Origin of the sequence: Sphingopyxis sp. Root154 (genome assembly GCF_001427105.1) — a bacterium.
Lineage (GTDB): Bacteria > Pseudomonadota > Alphaproteobacteria > Sphingomonadales > Sphingomonadaceae > Sphingopyxis.
Genome location: NZ_LMGI01000003.1, coordinates 350,181 through 366,678, shown reverse-complemented (window position 1 = coordinate 366,678; position 16,498 = coordinate 350,181). Strand labels below are relative to the sequence as shown.

Genomic DNA, 16,498 nt, shown 5'->3' with positions numbered 1-16,498 from the left:
CGGCGCTCAGGCCGTTGCCGAAGCCGACGAGGTGTCGGTGGCGTGTTTGGCGAGGACCGCTTCGGTGATCGAATTCGGCATCGGAAGCGGGCGTTCGATCCGCGACACGATCGGCAGGATCACCAGGAAGTGCGCGAAATAGTAGATCGCACCCAGCTGGCTGAGGATCACCCACGGCTGTTCCGCCGGCTGCATGCCGCACCAGCCGAGGAGCAGCACGTCGACGACGAGGATCCAGAAGAAGATGCGGTACAGCGGGCGATAGTTCGACGATTTGATCGGCGAGCTGTCGAGCCAGGGCAGGAAGAACAGCAAAGCGATCGAGCCGAACATCGCGATGACGCCCCACAGCTTCGCGTCGATCCACAGGAAGTTGAAGGTGAAGGCCTTCAGGATCGCGTAGAAGGGCAGGAAATACCATTCGGGAACAATATGTGCCGGGGTCGAAAGCGAGTTCGCCGGGATATAGTTGTCGGCGTGGCCGAGCGCGTTCGGGCTGAAGAAGGTCAGCGCAACGAAGATCAGCAGGAAAATGCCGACGCCGAAGCCGTCCTTCGCGGTGTAATAGGGGTGGAACGGGACGGTGTCCTGTTCGTCCTTCACCTCGATGCCCGTCGGGTTCGACGAACCCGGGATATGCAGCGCCCAGATGTGCAGGATGATGACACCCAGGATCACGAACGGCAGCAGATAGTGCAGCGAGAAGAAGCGGTTGAGCGTGGCGTTGTCGGGGACGAAGCCGCCGAGCAGCCATTCGCGCACCGGTTCGCCGACGATCGGTATCGCCGAGAAGAAGCCGGTGATCACCTGCGCGCCCCAGAAGCTCATCTGGCCCCACGGAAGCACATAGCCCATGAAGGCAGTCGCCATCATCAGGAGGAAGATCACGACGCCGAGCAGCCACACCATTTCGCGCGGCGCCTTGTATGAACCGTAATAAAGGCCGCGGAAGATGTGCAGATAGACGACGATGAAGAACATGCTCGCGCCGTTCATATGCGCATAGCGAATGAACCAGCCGGCGTTCACGTCGCGCATGATATGCTCGACCGAGTTGAACGCGACGCTCGCGTTCGCGGCATAGTGCATCGCCAGAACGATACCGGTGATGATCTGGATCATCAGCGCGGCGCCGGCGAGGACGCCGAAGTTCCAGAAATAGTTGAGGTTACGCGGGACCGGATAGCCGGGGCCCGTGGCATTGTAGACGAGGCGCGGAATCGGCAGCTTCTCGTCCATCCACTTCATCAGCGGATGCGTCGGCTCATAGGGTTTGGCCCAGGGAAAGCTCATCTTATCTCGCTCCTCAGCCGATCGTCACGACGGTGTCGCTGTTGAATTCATAGGGCGGCACAACCAGATTCTTGGGCGCCGGCCCCTTACGGATGCGCGCCGCGGTGTCGTAGTGCGAACCGTGGCACGGGCAGAAATAACCGCCGAAATCGCCCTTGTTCTCGCCTTCCGCAGCACCAAGCGGCACGCAACCGAGGTGCGTGCAGACGCCCAGCGTGATCAGCCAGTTTTCCTTGCCGGGCTTGGTGCGCTGGTCGATCGTTTCAGGATCGCGCAGGTCGCCCAGCGGAACGGCCTTGGCTTCGGCGATTTCCTTGGCGACGAGGTTGCGCACGAACACCGGCTGCTTGCGCCAGCTGGTCTTGATCGCCTGGCCGGGCTGGATCGCCGAAATGTCGATTTCGGTCGTCGACAGCGCGAGCACGTCGGCCGACGGGTTCATCTGGTTGAGCAGCGGCAAAACGACGGCGACCGCACCGACACCAGCGAAACTCACCGCCGCAATATTGATGAAATCCCGGCGGCGTACGCCATCCTCGATACCGGCGTTGAGTTCAGATTCACTGGCCATTCGACTGCCCTTGCATGGGTGAACTAACAAAAGTTCTCGAAGTTATGGCCGCCCTGTTGCACGCGCACGAAAGCGCACAACCCGGCGGCCCCTCCGGGAATTGCGGGCCTGATAGCCGCACTGTCCGGGCTTGCCAACAGGCAATTTCCGCATAACGCACTGTACCAAGCGACGGCCGCCAAGCCTCTCGATTCCCGGCGCCTTCGCCTTTATGGGGGCACCATGGAAATCGCCCTGTTTCAGCCGGACATCGCCGGTAATGTCGGCACCATATTGCGCACCGCCGCCTGCTTCGGCGCGCCCGCGCATATCATCGAGCCATGCGGATTCCCGTTTGGCGACGCCGCGCTGAAGCGCGCGGGAATGGATTATGCGGTGCGCGCCAATGTGCGCCGGCACGCCGATTGGAATGACTTCATGCACTGGCGCGCCGAGGCGGCTCGGAGGCTCGTACTGTTGACCACCGCGGGGGCGACGCCCCTGCCCGCCTTTACGTTCGAGCCCGGCGACCTGCTGTTGCTCGGCGCCGAATCCTCGGGCGTGCCGCCTTATGTCCATGATGCGGCCACGGCACGGGTCGCAATTCCCATGCGTGAGGGCTTTCGCTCCTTGAATGTCGCGGTCGCGGCTGGCATCGCGCTCGCCGAAGCGCTCAGGCAAACGAAAGGCTTTCCGGCATGATCTCGCTCGACCCGCAGCAACAAACGGCACGTAACTGGTTCGAATCGCTCCGCGACCGAATCTGTGCCGAATTCGAGAAGATCGAGGCCGAGGCGGGCAGCGACGCCCGCTTTGCCTATACACCGTGGGACCGCGAGGCCGAGGGGCTGGCGCCGGGCGAAGGCGGCGGCGGCGTGCGCGGAGTGATGACGGGCAAAGTGTTCGAAAAGGTCGGCGTCAACGTCTCGACCGTCGCGGGCGAGTTCGCCCCCGACTTTGCCGGGTCGATCCATGGCGCCGGCGAAGACCCGAGCTTCTTCGCGACGGGGATCAGCCTGGTCGCGCATATGGCGAACCCGCACGTCCCCGCGGTGCATATGAACACGCGTTTCCTGGCGACGACAAAGCGCTGGTTCGGCGGCGGCGCCGACCTCAATCCGCCGATTCCCTATCAGGAAGACACCGACGCCTTTCACGCGCGGCTGCGCGCCGCGTGCGCGCCCTTTGGCCCCGACGTTTACGAACGTTACGCCAAATGGGCCGAGGATTATTTCTATATCCCGCATCGCGGCGTGCATCGCGGCGTCGGCGGGATTTTCTACGACCATCTCGAATGTGGCGACGACGCCGAGTTCGACCGCAACTTCCAGCTGACGCAGGCGGTCGGTGAAGCCTTTCTCGACATCTTCCCGCAAATCGTGCGGCGTCGGATGGGCCTGCCCTTCACCGAGGCCGAGCGCGAGGAACAGCTCATCTGGCGCGGGCGCTATGCGGAATTCAACCTCGTCTATGACCGCGGGACGCTGTTCGGGCTGAAGACCGGGGGCAATATCGACGCGATCCTGATGAGCCTGCCGCCGCTCGCCAAATGGAACTGACATAAAAAGGGCGCCCCGTTACCGGCGGCGCCCTTTTCATTTTCCGTTGGCCTGGATCAGGCGAACACATCCCCCGATGCGCGCGGTGCGAGGGCGCGATAAACGCCGACCGGCATCGAGAAGGAAATCATGATGACCGGCAGGTAGACGACCGCCGCCATGACGATCATCGTCAGGATCGCGCCGACCGCCGAACCGCCCAGGATCGCGCCCAGGATGCCGCCGAAGATCATGCCCGCGATCATCGCATAGATGAATATGCCGATCGTGAAGAGCAGATAGAAACCGACGATCGTCCACTGCGACGGTCCTGTCAGCCGCCACGATTCACCTAGGCCCGTTACCGGATTGCGTGTCAGCTGATTGGCCATAACCGGGCCGGCCACCATGAAACGAGCCTGCACCCACAGCAGGAAAACGATCATTGCGATATAGAGGAGGACGATCAGGAATATCGCGCCGCCACCGATTGCGCCGATTCCACCCGACTCCAGCGCACCCGGTGAGAACGCCCCCATGCCGCCGAGCGCTGCGCCAAAAATCAGCGTCAGGATGAACATGATAATGAAGATGACGATATAGGCGGCAATCATCACCACGAACATGCCAAAGGCCAACGCTGGCCCGGCCTGAAACGCCCATGCAAAATTCGGCGCTTCTCCGGGGTGCATGCCGCCGCGCCAGATGAGCATCGAAACGCCATAAAAAACAATGGCGGCGATCAGCGCAAAAAGAGCAATCTTGCCGAACGCGCCCATCACGAGCGACGGGTCATTGGGCGCTAGCGCCATTGCCGAGAAGGTCGATCCGAGGAACAGATAACCAAGCAGACCAACGACGACCAGCGCGCCGCCCACCCATATCAGCATCTGCATCCAATTGGCCCTGAGAAACGCGAAGGTTTCCGAGAAGGCCGCCCCGATACTCATTTTCGTCATATCACTTCCCCCTGTTTTTAAATCAGACTCTCACTCTCCATAAGACGGGCGAAGCCTGAACGGCGTCGCCCCGTTTGCGACACATCATTATTATTGGCGGCGACCCGCATCACTTGAACACATCGGACGATGCAAGCTGGCGATAGGCGGCCGCCGAAACGGCAATCGACGCCAGGCTGCCGACGGCGCTGAACGCGGCCTCGATGAAGCCGCCCAGCATCCGCCCCAACCCCGGTCCGCTTCCCGCGATGACCGAGACGATGCCCCCGATGATCAGCGCCGCGATCACGATTACCAGCGCGACGAGAAACAGGAAAAAGAAGATCGCCCAGCCGTTGCCTCGCGTCAGCTCCCAGCTCGTCCGGATCGCTTCGAAGGGATTATAGAGGCTCCGGTCAGCCACGGCCGGAGTGACGAGCGCGAGGCGCCCGAGCAAATAGAGGCCGGGGACGAGCAACAGGATGAAGCCAAGACCGATCGCGATGCCGCACAATATCTGGATCGCGAGCATCGTCGGGAAAAGCATCAGCGCGAAGGTCAGCGCCTCGCCGACGCTGGTCCCGGTCCGCGACAACCAGAGCCGAAGGATTCCCGCCGTGCCGATGAGCGCTGAGAGGGCGATTGCCAGCTGCCCCGGGATCATCTGGCGAAAGCTCTCGCGAAAACTCTCCATGACCTGATTGAAATCGGCGCCAGCTGCGGGCTCGATCGGCACCGGGCCGAACCATGCGACCGCGAGAGCGGGCAAAAACAGGAAAACACCGGCGATCGTGCCGACCAGCGCCGTGTGCGATTTCAAAAGCTGCAGCGTGTCGTCCCACGCGGCGCCCATGTCGAATTTTACCATTGATACCCCGTCATTTTTTCGATTTCCCAGTTGCGGCGAAGGTGACGATCTTCGGCGCTCCTGTCCAGCCCCGTCGGCAACGGGTGCAGAGGGTCTTGCGCGCGACGCCGCGGCGGGCCAGATAGCCCGCGCAATGCTCCCCCTTCCCCCGCCCGAATGGACCATCAGTCCCGGCCTGACCGACTATGACGTCGCGCTCGCCGACATGGAAACGCGTGCGGCCGCGATCCACGCCGGCGAAGCGGGCGAGCGCATCTGGCTGATCGAGCATCCCCCGCTCTATACCGCCGGGACGAGCGCCGATCCCGCCGAGTTGCTGAGCCCGCAATTTCCGGTTTATGATGCCGGGCGTGGCGGCCGCTATACCTATCACGGCCCCGGCCAACGCGTCGGCTATGTCCAGCTCGACCTGACAAAACGCGGGCGCGACGTGCGCGCCTATGTCTCCGCGCTCGAAGGCTGGGTGATCGACGCGCTCGCGCTGCTCGGCGTCGAGGCGCGCCGCGCCGACGGGCGTATCGGCATCTGGACCGATGACGCCGACGGCCGCGAGGCCAAGATCGGAGCGATCGGCGTGCGCGTAAAGCGCTGGGTGACGATGCACGGCTTCTCGCTCAACGTCGCGCCCGATCTTGCGCATTTCGGCGGCATCGTGCCGTGTGGCATCGCCGAATTTCCGGTGACGAGCCTCGCCGCGTTGGGGCGGACCGCATCCTTTGCCGACGTCGATGCGGCGCTTGTGCAAACGCTGCCTGCCTTTCTCGACAAGCTTTCGCCGAAAGACTAGGAACGCCGCATGACCCGCACTCTTCTCGCATCGCTCTCCCTGCTCGCGCTCGCTGCCTGTGGCGGCGGCGACACCGCCGGCAAGTCGACGACCAAGCTCAACGCGGTCGAGGTCCAGCCGGGATCGGTGAGCGATTCGATGATCATCCTCGACGACGCGGCGAGCGACGGCACCGCGGTCGATAACAGCGTCCCCGACGATGGCACCAAGAAGGATGCCGCCAAAAGCGATGCGGCGGACACGACGGATGAGCCGGCCGAAGAAATCGCCGAAGCCGATAATCCCGATGCGGTCGACATGCCGGTGGCGAAAAGGACGATCACCGCCGATCCCGCCGCGAAAAAGGGCGAATAGCTCCTAACGTAATCCCAGATTCTTGTGCGTCTGCAGCGACAGGCGCCAGCGCGGATCGTCCATCACCAAATCGATGCACGCCTGAACATTGGCGGCGGCGTGCGGATCGTCGAGCGGCTGGACGAGCAGATGCTTGAAATCAAGCGTCGCGAGCCGCGCGACATCGCTGCCCGGCTGCGGCCAGACGAGCTTCAACTCGTCGCCGCTCGTCTGCACCAGATCGCTGCCCGCCTTCGGGCTGACGCAGATCCAGTCGATGCTGCGCGGGACCGGAAGGGTGCCGTTGCTTTCGATAGCGATCGTGAAGCCGCGCTCGTGCAGCGCGTCGATCAACGCGCCATCGACCTGCAACATCGGCTCGCCGCCGGTGAGCACGACATAGCGGTCGTCGCTGCCCTGCCCCCAGCTTTCGGCGATGACATCGGCGAGCGCAGCCGCCGTGCTATATTTTCCACCCAAGGTTCCGTCGGTGCCAACGAAATCGGTGTCGCAGAATTGGCAGATCGCCTTGGCACGGTCCTGTTCGCGGCCCGTCCACAAATTGCAGCCGGCAAAGCGGCAGAAGACGGCACGGCGTCCTGCCTGCGCGCCCTCACCCTGCAGCGTGAGGAAAATCTCTTTGACGGCGTAAGTCATCGGCTCAGGCGTAGCGTGTCGGGTCGGCGAGCCCCGCATCGGCAAAGCCCTTGGACCGTAGGCGACAACTGTCGCACGACCCGCAATGCAGCCCCTCGGGCGTCGGGTCGTAGCATGACCAGCTCATTCCGGCGTCCATGCCCAGCCGCGCCGCTTCGGCGGCGATATCGGCCTTGGTCATATGCTGGAGCGGTGCGTGGATATGGAAGTCGACCCCCTTGTCGCCGTCGCGCGTCGCGAGCGCTGCGAGCTTTTCGAACCCCTGGATGAATTCGGGGCGGCAGTCGGGATAGCCTGAATAGTCGAGCGCATTGACTCCGATAACGATGTCCTGCGCCTGCCGCGCTTCGGCAAGGCCGAGCGTCAACGACAGGAAGATGAGGTTGCGCGCCGGAACATAGGTGACCGGAACGTCGCCGCCGCCCTCGACCTCGGGCACGCCGTCCTTCGGAACATCGATATCGGCGGTCAGTGCAGAGCCGCCGAAGCGGCGAAGGTCGAGCGGGAGGACGATATGCTCGGCCGCGCCGACATAGTCCGCGATCCGCGTCGCTGATTCCAGCTCGACGCGGTGGCGCTGGTTATAATCGATCGTGAGCGCGACGATACGCGCACCTGCTTCGTGCGCGATGCCCGCGCAGACCATCGAGTCGAGGCCGCCCGACAGGAGGACGATCACCGTTTTTCCGGAAACTTGCTGCATCGGCGCCAGATAGTCCCGCACCGCGAGGCGTGCAAGTGCTGCGCTGCATCAAAGAAAATGGGCCGCGAGGCGCTTGCCACACGGCCCAGTTCGGCATGACAGCCGTTAGGGAGAAGGGCACTCATGAAGAAAGCCCTGCACCTCGTTTAACGCAGCATGGTTAATATTTCGTTCGCTCAGCAGCCGCCGGTGCGGCGCGCTTCGATCGCCTGCGAAAACGGCCTGCCCTCGGCGATGCCCTGCGTGTCGATCTGGACGAGCCGGTTCGTTTCGCTGCGGATGCTCGTGCGGCCATGCCCTGCACCGGGGCACGTATAATGGACGGTCACCGAATTCGGCGTGTCTTCGATGACATAGCGCGAACAGGTCGAACGTGGATGCCGGATCTGGATCATCCGCCGCGCGTCGCCGACGCAAATCGTCTGCAACACCTCCTCCTTGCCGCGTTCGCGAAGCTGCCAGCTGCCTTTTTCGAGGCGGTCGAGCATGGCGAGCGAAGGCGCCTGCGCCGGTACTGCGCTCCCAGCGGCGCAGCCGAGCGCAAGGAGAGACATTCGCATTGTGGGAGAGAAGATCGCCATTCCACCTGTTCCATTGGCCGCCCGCGAACGAGCGAATATGCGACCCTGTTTCCATTTAGGTAGCAAGCCGGAGATGCGTTTTCAACCACTTGGCGCCGAATCACCTCGCTTCGTCGCCCAAATTGGCGGAAATTCCGTCGCTATTCGGCGCGATTGTGGGCCGAGATTTCATCGAGCGGGATCGGAAAGAAGCGCGAACAAAAGGCGCAGTCGACGACGATCCGGCCATTTTCATCGGCCATGTCCGCACGCTCGGCTTCCGGAAACTGCGCGAGCACCCCGGCGAAATAGCCGGTGCTGCACCGGCATCCGCGCGACACTCCGATGCCCGGCTCGACGCGCACCTCATCCTCGTGGAACAGCCGCCACGCGAGCGTCTCGAGCGACGTCGCCGGATCGGTGAGTTCCTCGTCCTTCAGCGTCGCCGCGATGGTCTTGGCATGCTCCCATTCGGCATTGTCGTGACGCACGTGCAACCGGTCGCGGCCAACTTCGCCCTCGGGCAGATGCTGCAAGAGCAATCCGCCGGCGAGGCAGCCCGCCTCGGGATCATGGCGCGCGGCGAGCTTGATCAGGCTGGGGATCTGCTCGGATTGTTCGAAATAATGCTCGGCCGCCTCGCCGATCGACGCACCTTCGAGCGGGACGATGCCCTGATAGCGCTCGGCGGTCGTAGCCTGGTCGAAGGTGATCGCAAGGAAACCCTCACCGAACAGCGCGAACAGGGTCGGATCGGACCCGACTTCGGCCAGCCGCTCGGCATCGAATTTCAGGTAACCGCGCAGTTCGCCGCCGCGATAGTCGCAGACGAGCAGCTCGATCGGGCCGCCGCCGGTCTGCGCCTGCAGCGTCATCTGGCCGTTCTCGTCCTTGAGCGTCGAGCCGAGCAGCACGGTAAGCACCAGCGCCTCCGCCAGCAGCTTTTCGGCCACCGGCGGATAATTATGCGCCCCCATGATCGTCTGGAGCGTCGGCCCGAGCCGCACCAGCCGCCCGCGCACATGGCGCTCGGCGATCGTGAACAGCAGGGGCCGGTCGAACCAGGTTTCGATGATTTCACTCACGTCTTCGAACTCACAATTTTTCGAGCGCCCAGAGCAGGATCGACTTTTGCGCATGAACGCGGTTTTCGGCTTCGTCCCAGACGCGCGACTGCGGGCCGTCGATGACCGCATCGACCACCTCGTCGCCGCGATGCGCGGGCAGGCAATGCAGGAAGATCGCGTCGGTCTTGGCGCCCGTCATCAGCCGTTCGTCGACCTGATAGGGCGCCATCGCCGCGATCTTGTTGTGCGCATGGTCCTGCCCCATCGACACCCAGGTGTCGGTGACGACCAGGTCGGCGTCCGCCACGGCCTCGCGCGCATCGCGCACGACGTCGATACGCGAACCCTTCGCCCGCGCGGCTTCGACAAAGTCCGTGTCTGGATCATAGCCCTGCGGAACGCCTGCCCGCACATGGAAACCGAACAGCCCGGCCGCCTCGATCAGCGAGGAGAGGACATTGTTGCCGTCACCAAGCCACGCGAGCTCAAGCCCCGGCAGCGCCTTGCCGCTCTCGACGATCGTCAGCAGGTCGGCGACGATCTGGCACGGGTGCGACAGATCGGTCAGGCCGTTGATCACCGGCACGCTCGCATATTCCGCAAGCTCTTCGACTTTCGCATGATCGTCGGTGCGGATCATGATCGCGTCGGCGTAGCGCGACAGTACGCGCGCGGTGTCGGCGATCGTCTCGCCGCGCCCGAGCTGGGTCACGCCGGCGTCCATGATCATCGGCGTGCCGCCGAGCTGGCGGATCGCGATGTCGAACGAGGCGCGGGTGCGCGTAGAATTCTTCTCGAACACCATCGCGAGCACATGACCCGCAAGCGGCGCGTCGACATCGATCTTGCCCTTTGGCCAGCCCGTGCGCGCCGCTTTACGGTCGATCGCGTCGGCGAGCATCGCGGCGACCGCGTCCCCGCCCGCGTCGGACAGGTTCAGGAAGCGCCGCATCATGCCCTCCGTTCTACAGGAACGGAAAACATCAGGACTCGGGCGGCGTATAGCTCGCCGCGCCCGCCGACAGTTTTTCGATGAATTCGTCGATATGCCCCTGCTCGATGTTGAGCGGCGGCAGCACGCGAACGACATTCTCGCCCGCCGCGACGGTCAGCAGCCCGTGGTTGTCGCGCAGATGCGCAACGAATGCGCGGCTGTCCGAATTGAGCTTGAGCCCGAGCATCAGGCCGACGCCGCGGACGCTGTCGAACAGCTGGTCGTGGTTGGGAATGAGCTGCTCGAGCGCCCCGCGCAGACGTTCGCCGGTCGCCTTGACCTGATCGAGAAAGCCCTCCTCGAGCACGACGTCGAGCACCGCTTGCCCCGCCGCGCAAGCGAGCGGGTTGCCGCCATAGGTCGAGCCATGCGTGCCGATCACCATGCCGCGCGCGGCTTTTTCGGTTGCGAGGCAGGCGCCCATCGGGAAGCCGCCGCCGATGCCCTTGGCGGTCGCCATGATGTCGGGCGTCACACCGAAATGCTCATAGGCATAAAGATGGCCGGTGCGCGCGACGCCGCACTGGACTTCATCGAACACCAGCATCAGGTCGCGCTTGTCGCAAATGTCGCGGAGCGCCTGAAGGAAAGGCTGCGACGCCGGACGAATGCCGCCCTCGCCCTGGATCGGCTCGACGAGGAAGCCCGCGGTGTTGTCGTCGACCAGGTCGAGCGCGGCGTTGATGTCGTCGAACGGCGCATAGGCGAAGCCGGGAAGCAGCGGATCGAAACCCTTGCGCAGCTTTTCCTGATTGGTCGCCGAGATCGTCCCGAGCGTACGTCCATGGAAGGCGTTGTTAAAGGTGATCAGCGTATGCTTTTCGGCATTGCCCGCGCTCGAATGATAGGCGCGCGCAGTCTTGATCGAACATTCGACCGCCTCGGCGCCCGAGTTTGTGAGGAAGACCGTGTCGGCGAACGTATTCTCGACGAGGCGCGCGGCATAGGCCTCGCCCTGCGGGCTGCCGTAGAGGTTCGACACGTGCATCAGCGTCGCGGCCTGATCCTGGATCGCCTTCGTCAGGTGCGGGTGGCCATGACCGAGCAGGTTGACCGCGATGCCGCTCGCGAAGTCGAGATAACGCTCGCCTCGCTCACCGATCAGGTACGCGCCCTCGCCGCGAACCGGACGCACACCGCACCGGGGGTATACGGGCATCAGCGGCGTGATCGTCATGGCAGGCACCTTTCAGTCAAAAGTAAAAAGGCGACCCTTCTGCGGGCCGCCCTTGGTCGGGGCGCCCCTATACCGCCGCAGCCGGAGGTGCGTCAACAAGCGGGGACGTTCGTCGATCAGAACGCCTTGGCGGCTTCCATCGTCAGCGCGAGCGAGTGCTTGCGCGCATCATGGTCGTACATCGATGAGGCGATGATCACCTCATCGACCCCGGTGCGCGCGACGAAGGCCTTAAGTCCCGCCGCGATATCGTCGACCGTGCCGACCGACGAGCATTGGAGTACATGGTCGAGGATTGCGCGCGCATTTGGCGGCAGGCTGTCCTTATAGCCGGCCAGCGGCGGCTGCATCTTGCCAGGATTGCCGGTGCGCAGCGCGACGAACGCCTGCTGCTGCGACGAAGCGAGCAGTTCGGCTTCCTTGCGTGTGTCCGCAGCGAAGCTATTGAACGCCGCAGCAACATACGGCTCAGCGAGCTGCGCCGACGGCTTGAACTGGCGGCGATAGATTTCGAGGGCCTCGTCGAGCGCGTCGGGCGCGAAATGGCTGGCAAAGGCGTAGGGCAGCCCGAGCATCGCCGCGAGTTGCGCCCCAAATGTGCTCGAGCCCAATATCCACAGCGGAATATGCGTGCCCGCCCCCGGCACCGCAGTGATACCGAGTTGCTCGTCACCGGCCAGAAACGCCTGAAGCTCCAGCACATCCTGCGGGAACTGACGCTCGTCGCTGGCGAGCGTCCTGCGCAAGGCGCGCGCAACGCGCTGATCCGATCCGGGTGCGCGGCCCAGGCCCAGATCGATGCGGCCGGGGAACAAGGCTTCGAGCGTCCCGAACTGCTCGGCGATCACCATCGGCGCATGATTGGGCAGCATGATACCCGCCGAACCGATCCGAATGCTTTTGGTGGCCTGACCAAGATGCGCGAGCACGACCGAGGTCGCGGCGCTCGCGATCCCCGTCATGCCGTGATGCTCAGCCACCCAATAGCGCGCGTAGCCCAGCGCCTCAGCGTGGCGCGCGAGATCGGCGGCGTTGGCGAGCGACTGGGCGATCGTGCCAGTGTCCGTGACGGGCACGAGGTCGAGGAAAGAGAGTTTTGCCATGAAACCGATATGCGGTCGGGTGTGGCGCGGTTCAAGCTCAGCGCTTCGCGGGTATGGCGAAGAAAAACTATGCCCGCTCGTCCTTTGGCGAGTCCATCAGCACATAGGTGGTGATCGAATGGACCTGCGGCAGCATCCCGAGCACCTCGGTATGGAAATGCTTATACGCTGCCAGATCCTCGGTCTCGATGCGCAGCAGATACTCGATCGCGCCGGTGATGTTGTGGCATTCGCGCACCTCGGCGGCATCCGCCATCGCCGCCTCGAAATCGGCCTGCGCCTTTTTGGTGTGCGTCGACAGGCCGACGGTCACATAGGCGAGGAAGGTCAGACCAAGCTTCGCCGGGTCGATCCGCGCGCGATAGCCCGCGATCACGCCGTTGCGTTCAAGCTCCTGAACGCGGCGCAGGCACGCCGAGGGCGACAGCCCGACGCGCTCGGCGAGCTCGATGTTCGAGATTCGCCCATCGCGCGACAATTCATGCAATATCTTGCGGCCAATGGCGTCAATCTTGGTCATAGATTGCATAATCTACCTCCTCGGCGCCGATCTTTGCAATCCATAGCATCGCAAAACGCATTATGTTGCGCGCATGAACCAGACCACCCTCCTCGCGCTCTCCGCCTTCGCGCTCGTCTCGTCGATCACGCCGGGGCCGAACAACATGATGTTGATGGCGTCGGGCGCCAATTTCGGGCTGCGCCGCACCGTGCCGCATGCGCTGGGGGTCGGTATCGGCTTCACGCTGATGATCGTGCTGGTCGGGGTCGGGCTTATGGGCCTGTTCGACCTGTTTCCTGTGCTGAACATCATACTCAAGATAGTCAGCGTGGCCTATCTGCTGTGGCTGGCGTGGAAGATCGCCAACGCCGCGGCGCCCGACACCGAAAGCGGCGCGCGCGGCAAGCCGATGACCTTTTTCCAGGCAGTGCTGTTCCAGTGGGTGAACCCCAAAGCCTGGTCGATGGCGCTGACCGCGATCGCGCTCTACGCGCCCGACCGCAATCTCGGCGCGGTGCTGCTGGTCGCAGTCGTCTTCGGGATCATCAACTTGCCCTCGACCAGCCTGTGGGCGGTGATGGGACAGGTGCTGCGCGGCTGGCTGTCGAGCCCCGCCCGGCTGCGCGCCTTCAACTGGACGATGGCGGCGCTGCTGGTGGGATCGCTCGCGCTTTTGATCTGATCCGATTGCAAGGTTGCATCCCGCAACCTATGGACGGCGCTCCCCTCTTCTGACCGGAGAACAAGAGCATGCAGAGTCGTCGTCTCGGCAAGAGCGCCATCCATGTGTCCGACATCTGCATGGGGACGATGACCTTCGGCAGCCAGGCCGACGAGGCCGAGGCGTTCCGCGTGCTCGATCGCTGCTTCGACGCGGGGATCAACTTCTACGACACGGCCGAAGGCTATCCGGTGCCCCCCGACGTCAAATGGGTTGGCCGTACCGAGGAGATCGTCGGGCGCTGGTTGAAGACCAAGCCGCGCGACGCGATCATCCTCGCGACCAAGGTGTCGGGGCCAAGCCATGTGTGGTTCAAGTCGCCGTGCCGCAACGGCATGACGGCGCTCGACCGCAAGAATATCATGCAGGCGGTCGACGACAGCCTGACGCGGCTGCAGACCGACTATATCGACCTCTACCAGACGCACTGGCCCGACCATGACGCGCCCTATGACGAGATGATGGACGCGCTCGACGAACTCGTCCGCGTCGGCAAGGTGCGCATCCTCGGCTGCTCGAACGAGACGAGCTGGGGGCTGATGAAGTCGCTCGCTGCATCGGAGCGGCTGGGCGGCGCGCGCTACCACACGATCCAGAATAATTTCAGCCTCAACAACCGCCGCTTCGAGGATGAACTGGCGCAGGTGTGCCGGCAGGAAGGCGTCAGCCTGATCCCCTTCTCGCCGCTCGGGGGCGGCGTCTTGTCAGGCAAATATCAGGGCGGCGCGCGGCCCGACGGCGCGCGCTTTTCGCGCTATCTCGCCATGGAAGGGCGGCAGGCGGCAATGGGCCGGCGTTTCGTCAACGAAAAGAGCCTCGCCGCGACCGAACGCTATCTGAAGATTGCGGAGGATGCGGGCCTGCATCCGGTGACGATGGCGACCGCCTGGTCGAAGCAGCATGACTTCGTCGCCTCGACGATCGTCGGGGTCAGCGCTTATCACCAGGTCGATCCGATCCTCGACGCGATGGAACTCGTGCTCAGCGATGATGTGATGAAGGCACTGTACAAGGTCAGCAAGGACATCCTCTACCCGATGGGCTGAGCGGACGGCCATTCGAGGACCAGCGCCTTGCCGACCGACAGGGCGCGCCATGCCGTCGAAAGCCGCTCGAAATCGGCAAACACCCGAGAGCGCGCCGCGTCGATCCGGGCGCGCTCGTCGGCGCTCAGCGACCGGCGCGTTCGTTCGGCCTCACCGAGCGCCGCGCGCTGCGCCGCGCTGTCGGGGCGCGACTGGCTCCGCCACGCAATGTCGAACAGGAAGGCAGCGAGTTCGGACAATTCGCCTTCGCGGCCCTGCCCCTTGATCAGCTTCGCGCCCTTCGCGACCTGTTTGCGCGCGGCACGCTGGCGCTCCTTTGCCGATAGCGCACCGCTTGCCTCGACATGGAACGAACCCGCATCGCCGCCCGCGGCGATCTGGCCGAACACGCCGGTCTTGAGGCCCAGCGCCGCCTCGACGACGAAATGCACCATGTCGTGCGGCAGGTCGGGATCGAAACCGGGTGCCGGGTCCATGACCAGCACCGGTGCATCGGCGCGCTCGATCCGCATGCTGTAGCGGCGCTCGCCCGACCGGATGAAATGGACTTTCATGGGGTCCGCCTGTAGCTTCATCTTTCGTTCTGCCAAAAGGATTTGCGATGACTTCTGCCCGCCGCGCGTTTTTCGCCCTCGCCGCTTTCTCCGCCGTCATCGGCACCGCGCACGCCGCGAACCCGACGATGTTTCGTGACGCCGGCTGCGGCTGCTGCCTCAAATGGCTCGAGCAGGTGAAGGCGTCGTTCGGGCAGAAAGCCGTCGTGGTGAACTCGCCCGACATGAACGCGGTGAAGGACAAGCAGGGCGTGCCGCAGACGCTGCGCAGTTGCCACACCGTGCTCGTCGGCGGCTATGTGATCGAGGGGCATGTGCCCGCCAAGGAAATCAGCCGCCTGCTCCGCGAAAAGCCCAAGGGTGTGAAGGGCCTCGCGGTCGCCGGCATGCCGACGGGGTCGCCCGGTATGGAGCATGGCGACCACCGCGAAGCCTATAAGGTCATGACCTTTGGTCCCGCAGGCCAGCGCGTCTATGCGAGCTATGCCGCAAGCGGCGGCGCGCACGCGCACTGAGACGGCGGCGGCTCGATGCTGTTCCGCGCCGCCATTCTCGAACGGATCAGGACCGGCGAGGTCACGCTCGCCTTTCGGCGGTGGCGCCGCCCGACCGTCAAGGCCGGCGGGCGGCTGCGCACCGCGATCGGCGAACTGGCGATCGAAAGCGTGAGCGCCTGTACGTCTGCCACGATTACCGACGTCGATGCGCGCGCGGCCGGTTTCGCGTCGTGCGCCGAATTGCTAGCCGAACTCGACGCCCGGCAGGAAGGCTACATCCATCGCATCGCCTTCCGTTTCGATCGGCCCGATCCGCGCATCGCGCTTCGCGAGGCCGGCGATCTTTCGGCGGACGAGGTGGCGTTGCTTGCGCAGCGGCTCGACCGCCTCGACCGGGGCGCGGGTCCATGGACGCGGCCGGTCCTGCACCATATCGCCGCGCACGAAGGACAAGCGGCGGCCGACATCGCAAAGTCGCTCGGCGTCGAGAAGGTTTGGCTGAAGCAGAATATCCGCAAGCTCAAGGAGCTCGGCCTGACCGAAAGCCTCGAGACCGGGTATCGGCTGTCGCCGCGCGGTAAGGCCCTGCTCAGGGCCCTGTCACGCTAGC

Annotated in this window: 21 protein-coding genes; 8 read left to right on the top strand and 13 right to left on the bottom strand. The window is 64.1% G+C overall.

What is annotated here, in order from left to right:
• Nucleotides 1-6: 6 nt before the first annotated feature.
• Together ASD73_RS17335 and petA are read right to left on the bottom strand one after the other, a co-directional pair.
• Nucleotides 7-1,293, bottom strand: coding sequence for a cytochrome b (locus tag ASD73_RS17335; protein WP_056374355.1), 1,287 nt, complete (start codon nt 1,291-1,293; stop codon nt 7-9).
• 13 nt (nt 1,294-1,306) lie between these two features.
• Nucleotides 1,307-1,864 (bottom strand): ubiquinol-cytochrome c reductase iron-sulfur subunit, encoded by a 558-nt coding sequence (gene petA, locus ASD73_RS17330; RefSeq protein ID WP_056374353.1) that lies wholly within the window; start codon nt 1,862-1,864, stop codon nt 1,307-1,309.
• 222 nt (nt 1,865-2,086) lie between these two features.
• Between petA and ASD73_RS17325 the strand changes: the two genes are divergently transcribed.
• Entirely contained in the window at nt 2,087-2,545 is a 459-nt protein-coding gene (locus ASD73_RS17325) for a tRNA (cytidine(34)-2'-O)-methyltransferase (protein WP_056374350.1), read from the top strand.
• Nucleotides 2,542-3,402, top strand: coding sequence for an oxygen-dependent coproporphyrinogen oxidase (hemF, locus tag ASD73_RS17320; protein WP_056374349.1), 861 nt, complete (start codon nt 2,542-2,544; stop codon nt 3,400-3,402). The genes ASD73_RS17325 and hemF overlap by 4 nt, the downstream gene beginning before the upstream one ends.
• Nucleotides 3,403-3,458: 56 nt before the next feature.
• Here the strand turns inward: hemF and ASD73_RS17315 are convergent, their stop codons facing one another.
• The gene (locus ASD73_RS17315; protein ID WP_156377445.1) at nt 3,459-4,259 is read right to left on the bottom strand and encodes a hypothetical protein; all 801 of its coding nucleotides are present in this window, start codon (nt 4,257-4,259) and stop codon (nt 3,459-3,461) included.
• A 190-nt stretch (nt 4,260-4,449) separates the two neighbouring features.
• Nucleotides 4,450-5,187: a glycerophosphoryl diester phosphodiesterase membrane domain-containing protein gene (locus tag ASD73_RS17310; protein ID WP_056374343.1), complete on the bottom strand. Its 738-nt coding sequence runs from the start codon at nt 5,185-5,187 to the stop codon at nt 4,450-4,452.
• 133 nt (nt 5,188-5,320) lie between these two features.
• Here ASD73_RS17310 and lipB point away from each other — a divergent pair, with 133 nt between their 5' ends.
• Together lipB and ASD73_RS17300 are read left to right on the top strand one after the other, a co-directional pair.
• On the top strand, nt 5,321-5,974 hold the full coding sequence (gene lipB, locus ASD73_RS17305; protein ID WP_056374341.1) for a lipoyl(octanoyl) transferase LipB: 654 nt from the start codon (nt 5,321-5,323) through the stop codon (nt 5,972-5,974).
• A 9-nt stretch (nt 5,975-5,983) separates the two neighbouring features.
• On the top strand, nt 5,984-6,328 hold the full coding sequence (locus ASD73_RS17300) for a hypothetical protein (RefSeq protein ID WP_056374338.1): 345 nt from the start codon (nt 5,984-5,986) through the stop codon (nt 6,326-6,328).
• Between the two features lie 3 nt (nt 6,329-6,331).
• On the opposite strand, the gene queE is transcribed toward ASD73_RS17300, so the two are convergent.
• The 8 genes from queE to ASD73_RS17260 form a co-directional block, all read right to left on the bottom strand.
• A complete protein-coding gene (gene queE, locus ASD73_RS17295; protein ID WP_056375206.1) occupies nt 6,332-6,964 on the bottom strand; it encodes a 7-carboxy-7-deazaguanine synthase in 633 nt (210 codons plus the stop codon).
• A gap of 4 nt (nt 6,965-6,968) precedes the next feature.
• Nucleotides 6,969-7,667, bottom strand: a complete 699-nt coding sequence (queC, locus tag ASD73_RS17290) for a 7-cyano-7-deazaguanine synthase QueC (RefSeq protein ID WP_056375204.1) — start codon at nt 7,665-7,667, stop codon at nt 6,969-6,971.
• A gap of 176 nt (nt 7,668-7,843) precedes the next feature.
• Nucleotides 7,844-8,227, bottom strand: a complete 384-nt coding sequence (locus ASD73_RS17285; protein ID WP_327196932.1) for a hypothetical protein — start codon at nt 8,225-8,227, stop codon at nt 7,844-7,846.
• 161 nt (nt 8,228-8,388) lie between these two features.
• Entirely contained in the window at nt 8,389-9,312 is a 924-nt protein-coding gene (gene hslO, locus ASD73_RS17280) for an Hsp33 family molecular chaperone HslO (protein ID WP_235534562.1), read from the bottom strand.
• A 10-nt stretch (nt 9,313-9,322) separates the two neighbouring features.
• On the bottom strand, nt 9,323-10,249 hold the full coding sequence (argF, locus tag ASD73_RS17275) for an ornithine carbamoyltransferase (protein WP_056374335.1): 927 nt from the start codon (nt 10,247-10,249) through the stop codon (nt 9,323-9,325).
• 28 nt (nt 10,250-10,277) lie between these two features.
• Entirely contained in the window at nt 10,278-11,465 is a 1,188-nt protein-coding gene (locus ASD73_RS17270) for an aspartate aminotransferase family protein (RefSeq protein WP_056374333.1), read from the bottom strand.
• 116 nt (nt 11,466-11,581) lie between these two features.
• Nucleotides 11,582-12,568, bottom strand: coding sequence for an LLM class flavin-dependent oxidoreductase (locus tag ASD73_RS17265; protein ID WP_056374331.1), 987 nt, complete (start codon nt 12,566-12,568; stop codon nt 11,582-11,584).
• 67 nt (nt 12,569-12,635) lie between these two features.
• Nucleotides 12,636-13,097, bottom strand: a complete 462-nt coding sequence (locus ASD73_RS17260) for an Lrp/AsnC family transcriptional regulator (protein WP_235534559.1) — start codon at nt 13,095-13,097, stop codon at nt 12,636-12,638.
• A 64-nt stretch (nt 13,098-13,161) separates the two neighbouring features.
• On the opposite strand from ASD73_RS17260, the gene ASD73_RS17255 reads away from it, so the two are divergent.
• Both ASD73_RS17255 and ASD73_RS17250 read left to right on the top strand, forming a co-directional pair.
• Nucleotides 13,162-13,752, top strand: a complete 591-nt coding sequence (locus tag ASD73_RS17255) for a LysE family translocator (protein ID WP_056374326.1) — start codon at nt 13,162-13,164, stop codon at nt 13,750-13,752.
• Between the two features lie 68 nt (nt 13,753-13,820).
• Nucleotides 13,821-14,837, top strand: coding sequence for an aldo/keto reductase (locus tag ASD73_RS17250; protein WP_056374323.1), 1,017 nt, complete (start codon nt 13,821-13,823; stop codon nt 14,835-14,837).
• On the opposite strand, the gene ASD73_RS17245 is transcribed toward ASD73_RS17250, so the two are convergent.
• Nucleotides 14,822-15,391, bottom strand: coding sequence for a hypothetical protein (locus ASD73_RS17245; RefSeq protein ID WP_056374320.1), 570 nt, complete (start codon nt 15,389-15,391; stop codon nt 14,822-14,824). The genes ASD73_RS17250 and ASD73_RS17245 overlap by 16 nt on opposite strands.
• Nucleotides 15,392-15,438: 47 nt before the next feature.
• Here ASD73_RS17245 and ASD73_RS17240 point away from each other — a divergent pair, with 47 nt between their 5' ends.
• Nucleotides 15,439-15,906 carry a DUF411 domain-containing protein gene (locus ASD73_RS17240; RefSeq protein WP_056374318.1) on the top strand — a complete coding sequence of 156 codons (468 nt, stop codon included), beginning with the start codon at nt 15,439-15,441 and terminating at the stop codon, nt 15,904-15,906.
• Between the two features lie 15 nt (nt 15,907-15,921).
• Nucleotides 15,922-16,497, top strand: a complete 576-nt coding sequence (locus tag ASD73_RS17235) for a winged helix DNA-binding protein (protein WP_056374317.1) — start codon at nt 15,922-15,924, stop codon at nt 16,495-16,497.
• The last annotated feature ends 1 nt before the right edge of the window (nt 16,498 follow it).

What these genes read in the sequence shown, in the direction of transcription:
- ASD73_RS17335 (WP_056374355.1), bottom strand. Translation starts at nt 1,293, where the DNA reads ATGAGCTTTCCCTGGGCCAAACCCTATGAGCCGACGCATCCGCTGATG.
- petA (WP_056374353.1), bottom strand. Translation starts at nt 1,864, where the DNA reads ATGGCCAGTGAATCTGAACTCAACGCCGGTATCGAGGATGGCGTACGC.
- ASD73_RS17325 (WP_056374350.1), top strand. Translation starts at nt 2,087, where the DNA reads ATGGAAATCGCCCTGTTTCAGCCGGACATCGCCGGTAATGTCGGCACC.
- hemF (WP_056374349.1), top strand. Translation starts at nt 2,542, where the DNA reads ATGATCTCGCTCGACCCGCAGCAACAAACGGCACGTAACTGGTTCGAA.
- ASD73_RS17310 (WP_056374343.1), bottom strand. Translation starts at nt 5,187, where the DNA reads ATGGTAAAATTCGACATGGGCGCCGCGTGGGACGACACGCTGCAGCTT.
- lipB (WP_056374341.1), top strand. Translation starts at nt 5,321, where the DNA reads ATGCTCCCCCTTCCCCCGCCCGAATGGACCATCAGTCCCGGCCTGACC.
- ASD73_RS17300 (WP_056374338.1), top strand. Translation starts at nt 5,984, where the DNA reads ATGACCCGCACTCTTCTCGCATCGCTCTCCCTGCTCGCGCTCGCTGCC.
- queE (WP_056375206.1), bottom strand. Translation starts at nt 6,964, where the DNA reads ATGACTTACGCCGTCAAAGAGATTTTCCTCACGCTGCAGGGTGAGGGC.
- queC (WP_056375204.1), bottom strand. Translation starts at nt 7,667, where the DNA reads ATGCAGCAAGTTTCCGGAAAAACGGTGATCGTCCTCCTGTCGGGCGGC.
- ASD73_RS17285 (WP_327196932.1), bottom strand. Translation starts at nt 8,227, where the DNA reads ATGCGAATGTCTCTCCTTGCGCTCGGCTGCGCCGCTGGGAGCGCAGTA.
- argF (WP_056374335.1), bottom strand. Translation starts at nt 10,249, where the DNA reads ATGATGCGGCGCTTCCTGAACCTGTCCGACGCGGGCGGGGACGCGGTC.
- ASD73_RS17270 (WP_056374333.1), bottom strand. Translation starts at nt 11,465, where the DNA reads ATGACGATCACGCCGCTGATGCCCGTATACCCCCGGTGCGGTGTGCGT.
- ASD73_RS17265 (WP_056374331.1), bottom strand. Translation starts at nt 12,568, where the DNA reads ATGGCAAAACTCTCTTTCCTCGACCTCGTGCCCGTCACGGACACTGGC.
- ASD73_RS17260 (WP_235534559.1), bottom strand. Translation starts at nt 13,097, where the DNA reads ATGCAATCTATGACCAAGATTGACGCCATTGGCCGCAAGATATTGCAT.
- ASD73_RS17255 (WP_056374326.1), top strand. Translation starts at nt 13,162, where the DNA reads ATGAACCAGACCACCCTCCTCGCGCTCTCCGCCTTCGCGCTCGTCTCG.
- ASD73_RS17250 (WP_056374323.1), top strand. Translation starts at nt 13,821, where the DNA reads ATGCAGAGTCGTCGTCTCGGCAAGAGCGCCATCCATGTGTCCGACATC.
- ASD73_RS17245 (WP_056374320.1), bottom strand. Translation starts at nt 15,391, where the DNA reads ATGAAAGTCCATTTCATCCGGTCGGGCGAGCGCCGCTACAGCATGCGG.
- ASD73_RS17240 (WP_056374318.1), top strand. Translation starts at nt 15,439, where the DNA reads ATGACTTCTGCCCGCCGCGCGTTTTTCGCCCTCGCCGCTTTCTCCGCC.
- ASD73_RS17235 (WP_056374317.1), top strand. Translation starts at nt 15,922, where the DNA reads ATGCTGTTCCGCGCCGCCATTCTCGAACGGATCAGGACCGGCGAGGTC.